Source organism: Marinagarivorans algicola (assembly GCF_001292705.1).
Taxonomy (GTDB): Bacteria; Pseudomonadota; Gammaproteobacteria; order Pseudomonadales; family Cellvibrionaceae; genus Marinagarivorans; species Marinagarivorans algicola.
Window position 1 is genome coordinate 1 of sequence record NZ_LGAK01000080.1, and the last position, 5,716, is coordinate 5,716.

At 43.3% G+C, this 5,716-nt stretch carries 4 protein-coding genes and 1 tRNA gene; 3 read left to right on the forward strand and 2 right to left on the reverse strand.

Features of this window, described 5'->3' with window-relative positions; all coding sequences use genetic code 11:
* The 3 genes from AC438_RS17015 to AC438_RS16895 all read left to right on the forward strand — a co-directional run.
* A partial coding sequence (locus AC438_RS17015; protein ID WP_202904787.1) for a hypothetical protein occupies window positions 1–201 on the forward strand: 201 nt, incomplete at its 5' end.
* A gap of 106 nt (window positions 202–307) precedes the next feature.
* Window positions 308–384 (forward strand) — tRNA-Met (locus AC438_RS16045).
* Between the two features lie 523 nt (window positions 385–907).
* The gene (locus AC438_RS16895) at window positions 908–1,063 is read left to right on the forward strand and encodes a hypothetical protein (protein WP_156317126.1); all 156 of its coding nucleotides are present in this window, start codon (window positions 908–910) and stop codon (window positions 1,061–1,063) included.
* 281 nt (window positions 1,064–1,344) lie between these two features.
* On the opposite strand, the gene AC438_RS16050 is transcribed toward AC438_RS16895, so the two are convergent.
* Window positions 1,345–2,883, reverse strand: coding sequence for a DUF1552 domain-containing protein (locus tag AC438_RS16050; protein WP_053982277.1), 1,539 nt, complete (start codon window positions 2,881–2,883; stop codon window positions 1,345–1,347).
* Window positions 2,884–2,893: 10 nt separating this feature from the next.
* Window positions 2,894–5,158, reverse strand: coding sequence for a DUF1592 domain-containing protein (locus AC438_RS16055; protein WP_053982278.1), 2,265 nt, complete (start codon window positions 5,156–5,158; stop codon window positions 2,894–2,896).
* Between the last annotated feature and the right edge of the window lie 558 nt (window positions 5,159–5,716).

A 5,716-nucleotide genomic window follows, 5' to 3' on the forward strand; every position in this document is an offset into this window, starting at 1 on the left:
GTGTTGTTTAAGGTCTTTTTAACTGCAATTTTTATCTGTTCATTATTTATTAAAGGCAGCGAGCCTTTTGAAGCTGCCGCCGGCGATATGGTATTTTGGGAACGCGGCATAGACCATCAAATCATCCGTATTTTAGAGCACCCACTGGTTTTTTTGAGTATTGATGCGCCTACCCGCCGTCACAATGATGTGCAAAAATAACACTTCACAACAGCGACACTCAAAAACGACAAAAGAAATAGGTTGACTCAGGCGCCACCAAACACTAAAGTGCGCACCTCAGTTAGGGCATACCTACTGATTTAGGTGCGGGGTGGAGCAGTTTGGTAGCTCGTCGGGCTCATAACCCGAAGGCCGTAGGTTCAAATCCTACCCCCGCTACCAATTTTTACGGTTGAATAAGATCCACTTTACTTGAATCCTAAACAAAGTGATCATTAAAATTTATCAACTACTGCTACTATTTATTACCTTGATTAAATAGCTTCTATTATTTGCACGTCTCTACTATTTACATATTCCTACTACTTACACAGCGATTACCATCTGCACAAGCACTATGTTTTACACAGCGGCTACGATGTACGCAATGGCTATACATATCAATGACTCATTGTATACACATCAATGAAATCGACGCATACACCTCTACTAGCTCGTAGCATTAGACGTTATACAACTATTCTGAGCCTCTCAAATGCGCATTTACTTTTAGCCCATATTAATTGCTCTAAAACTGCAATCTAAACACTCCACCTTTACACCCCTCATACATACATCCTGATGCTCGTTGTTAATTTTTTGTAACTGCCTTGGGCAAACTGTGGCCACTACCTAAAGCTGCGAAAAAAATATTTTTTGTGCATTTGAATACAAGCCTTGCAAGGGAGGCGATTGTTAACGACGCATGGCATGGCGGTATGCAGATGAAACCTCTCAACAAGCGCACAATAAAAAAGATAACGTCGAAACATATAAAATCGAAAAGCATAAACCCTTAAGTGGCTCAACGCTCTATCCATCATTTATCAGTAGCCAGCTCAATGCCCGTATCGCTAAATAGCGGTGCTTTTCAAAAACCACAAAACAATCAACCTCAAAAAACCAATCAAATAAATGGTTGGCTTTTAAAAAATAACGACTCTATGCGTAACTATTCAGCCAAGCTGAAAAACCCATCTGATAGAGTGCTGATGGATTGTTTTCGAGGCATTTAAAAACTTATATAGCACCCATGAATGCCTTAAGCGGCCCAGACAATGATTCATCCGTGCCCAATTCGGTATCTCTGAATAGTTACGTCTATGCTCAGTAATGGTTTTTGCACCACTAAGCGATACATCACTATACCGTAAAGGCGTTAGTTGAGTTCCCAAAATTACCCAAATTAAGACCCAAACTATTCGTAACGCCATAGAGTAAATCAGCTGAGTCGCGATGCGCACCATTATGCACATCAATATATTGGCCTTTTTGGAAGTTCATTTGATTACCACCTAAAATCATATGAGGTACATCATGATAATAATGATCGTAGCTACCAAATTCTGATGTCGCTAAAATCATTGTACTATCAAACAATGTTTCACCGTTACCATCGGGTATTGCCTTTAACTTATCAACCAGCTGCCTAAGCTTACTGTAATACCACTGATAAACTCGCGCTTGGTTGCGTCGTTTAGGGTCGCCAGAAAAATGACCAAAAAAGTGATCATTGGTATCGCCAGGCTCTAAAGTTTGATTGTAAGGTAATTTAATGGTTTTGTAGTGATCGTGGTTTGCGCTACCGCTGTCATTACCTGATGCACTAAATTGCAACATCGACACACGTGTACGATCTAGCGCTAAAGCCGCTACTGTTGAATCAATGGCAATATCCATTAATTTTTCAAAGTTAGTGTGTTGATTCCAATATTTAGACAAATCTCGAGTACTGTTGGTTATGCCGTTTTTCCAGTTATCGGGAATATCCACTTTAACATCTTGGCTCGCTTGCACTTGCTCTGCCCGAATACTGCCTTCGGTATTGATAACCAGTTTTTGATAGGAGGCCAGTAAAGCCTCTAACTTGTTACGCGCTTGCTCGCCACCCACACACTTCACCTGCTCTAAACGCTGCTCAATAGCATTGAGTGCACCAAGACGCGCCTCTAAATCGCTATAAGGTAAATCGACAGGCTCGCCGGGGTTAGCTTTTACAGGTACACCCGAGGGGAAAATCTCTTTAAAGACCTCAACGGGATTCCAAATAGAGCTGCCGGTATAACCACCAGAGCCAATGGTCCTGACTGGTGATAGATACCCATTATCGCTGCCACTATTATTAACGTGCTGACCATAAACAGAAAAATAAGCCGAGTCTCTAACATTCGACGGCGCCCTAAAAGCCTTACCAACAATTTGATCGATGCTTCCTTGTTTTTTCTTACCACCAGTTAAGGCCGCGCTCACGGTGCGCCAATGATCATCGTTAAATTCTGGGTCACCATAGTTTTGAAAACCACTGTACAGCGCCATTTCGCTCTCTAGCCCTTGCAGGGGCTTTAAGCAATAGCTCGCCATATTGGTATTCATACGGCCATTAGCCCTGTTGGACGGGTTGTTTTCACCGGGATCTCGGCCTTTTTTAGCGCCGTTAGTCGGTGCAAGACTATTGTTATTAAAAGAGGCCATGGGGTTAATTTCAAGATTGCCGGTATTTTTGGGCCAAAAAGCTTGCTGTGCGCAGCCCTCGGGCACATACCAAACAATAAAGCGCTTAATGCCGCTATTTTGCGCCAGTGCTTGATTGCAAAAAAGGTTGGCCATAGATATCGACGCTACGCTTGCTGCACTGCTCGCTAAAAAGCTGCGACGCTTTAAATTTTTAAAAGAATTTTTCATGCTTAATCTCCTATGGTGCCGGGCATGAGGTTTGTTTAGATTTCACATAAATCTTTCTAAACGAATCACTTGCAGTAAATGCTGACATTAGCTCGTTAAAGGTTTGATCACCCTCCACCGTATCGCGCATCAACTCAAAACTTTGCTGATCACTTACAACAGGGTCGCGACCCAAGGCAAAGCGATAAAGATTTTTAGTAAAGCAATCGCTAACAGTCTTACTCTGCGCTATTTGCAAAGCCAACTCAGGGGCAGTGTCATAAGCCCCCGTAATATCAACATCACCCAAAACCTCACCTTGCTCTATTGCACCGCCCGGAAAAATTTTGCCATCGTCATCGTAGAGATCAAAAATGCGACCAATAGGGTCCACAATCGCATGGCACCCTTTACACCCCGGTGCCGCAGCCCTATCCGTAATAGGCGCAGTAATATCAGCATCCCCAGCATTAGGCATTTTTTGACAAAATAATCGCTCAAATACTACCTTTCCTCTAAAAATCGTATTTTTATTACGCTTATGCCCTCCAGAGGCTATTAAGTAACTCGCATGCGTCAAAATACCTCGACGTTGCGCGCTATCTGGAAAGACGACTTTATCCCAGTCATTAACCGGTGCAGGCACACCATAGTGCGCCGCTAGCTCAGCATTAATAAATGAGTAATTCGCCGAAAAAAGCGCTGAAATTGGTGCGTTTGACTCACTAAATACATGCCGAACAAAGCGACGGGTTTCTTCATAAGCCGACGCATTAATTTTGGCAGCACCTGCGGGGATTTTTGAATTACACTCATCGCCATCGCATAAGCAAACACTGCTGTCACTGGCACTGCCCGCGCAATCATAAGATTGCGCACCAATATCTTTAAAGTGAGCCTGACATTGCGGCGTAGTATTACACTGGTCACCCATTAAAGGTTCAATAGAAAGCGATACTTCTTGCGGTGGCTGCTCGAGCGGTAGGTTAAACATTTGAGCCACAAACTGCCAAACCACTTCGTGATACTCATCACTCGACAGCATATTCTGAGTGTGCGCCTCGACATTATAGGGGTTGTCCAGCACCTCTTGATTAGGCGGGAGATCGGTTAATAAATAAGCTAAGCGCACGGCAAATTCATTGTCTGTTAAATCAGACGTATTTTCTTGACCGTTTTCCATTTTATAAATAAAACGCTCATCGGCTAGCATTGTACTAATCGCCGCGATAAGCGCTAGCTTTTGCGCAGCACCGGCATTGAATGCGTCATTCATGACCTTAACAATCATTTTTGCATCAGCTTCTGGCACACTCTCGACTCGGTGCAGTGTTTTAAGTGGATGACTTAAGTGCTGATTAAAGCATTGACGCGTATTAGCCTTCCAATTACAGCGTCCCTCTAAGCTTGCTGCCAGGCCTTCTGAAATGACGCCAATGGCAGCAATCAATGATGCAAAGTCATCACTATTATCGTCGGCGTTATTCCAAAAGATTTTAGAGGCATCTTGAGTATCTGAAGGCAAGGTGGTCTCTTTTAACTCAGTCACACCAAAAGCTTTTTTGATCGTACCTAAAAACTCATACTGCGTTAGGCGCATTTGCGGTGTAATGGGCGCTATTGATGCCAAAGGATTCACGCCAACAGGGCAACCTGTTGGACCCACCTCGGCATCAGCCGGTGAAACACATTGATCGAGATTATCTGACACGCCATCACCGTCAGAATCAACCGATGAGCCGCCTGGGGCGAAAGCTCTAACCATAAAGGTTGCCACATCGGTAGCGCAGGTCGAGCCATTTTTATCATCACAACCACCACCTGAAGGCATTTCTGGCCCTATGTAGGCAGCAAGTTTAGTAATATTGCCGCAATCAATATTCTTCTTGGGGCAGCTATGATTGTTAATCGGTGGAAAAGTCCCTCCCGATCCGTCAGCACCATGACAGGCCGCACACGCCTCCTGCGTGTAAGAAGCTTTGCCGCGTTGAAATGCAGAGCAACCAGCAGCATCAACCAATAAACGATCTTGCGAGGCGGTCCCCAAACACGTGTCCTGGCCGTTATCAGGCACACCATCATTATCAGCATCGGCAAACGACGTCGGTGTACTACTGGCAGTAACACTAGAAACAGGTGCTACCGAACTAGAAGATGCCGTGCTAGAAGTCGTATCACTCTGGCTTTCACTGCTGATATCAGTAGTGCCACTGCAAGCGTATAACGCTGCTATCGCAAGAATAGAAACACCCCTCCGAAAGGCTTTCGAAAAGGTGCGAAGTTGGATTCTCAACATGAGTATACCTTTGCTTAACTTAGATAAGTCGTATAGACGGATTAATATTCAATTTTTAGGCATACGTGTATTCAGGCACTAAAAACGTAATTCCATTGTAATCATCCCGAAACAAAGAACCCAAATGGGACATCAAAACCTTGTGACATAATTCATATATTTGGTGCAAATATAACCATTTATTTTAAATTTAAGTCTTATATCATTACCTAAAAGTAGAAAAAACCTATATTTTTGACGACAAAACAAAAAATCACTTATCAGCAAACACCTGATTTGGGAATCCATATTGAGGGGTTGTTTTTGTACTTAAGAACAATCTGGGAATATCTAGGCAAGCAAAAAACTGCTCAACTACCGATAATAGAGTGCAGTTAGATAATTTGAAGTGTTTGAAGTGTTTGAAGTGTTTGAAGTGTTTGAAATATCGTAAGCGTCCAGCCAACAACACCTAGCGCAATTATGCTTGCTTAAAGCACCAAGGCATCAGCGCTTCAGTATCGCAATTATTTCTCGGCAGCTCAGTGAATAAATGCTCCCTGATTTCACAATCGAAGT

Coding starts and splice junctions, on each gene's coding strand:
- AC438_RS16895 (WP_156317126.1), top strand. CDS start 908: ATGGCATGGCGGTATGCAGATGAAACCTCTCAACAAGCGCACAATAAA.
- AC438_RS16050 (WP_053982277.1), bottom strand. CDS start 2,883: ATGAAAAATTCTTTTAAAAATTTAAAGCGTCGCAGCTTTTTAGCGAGC.
- AC438_RS16055 (WP_053982278.1), bottom strand. CDS start 5,158: ATGTTGAGAATCCAACTTCGCACCTTTTCGAAAGCCTTTCGGAGGGGT.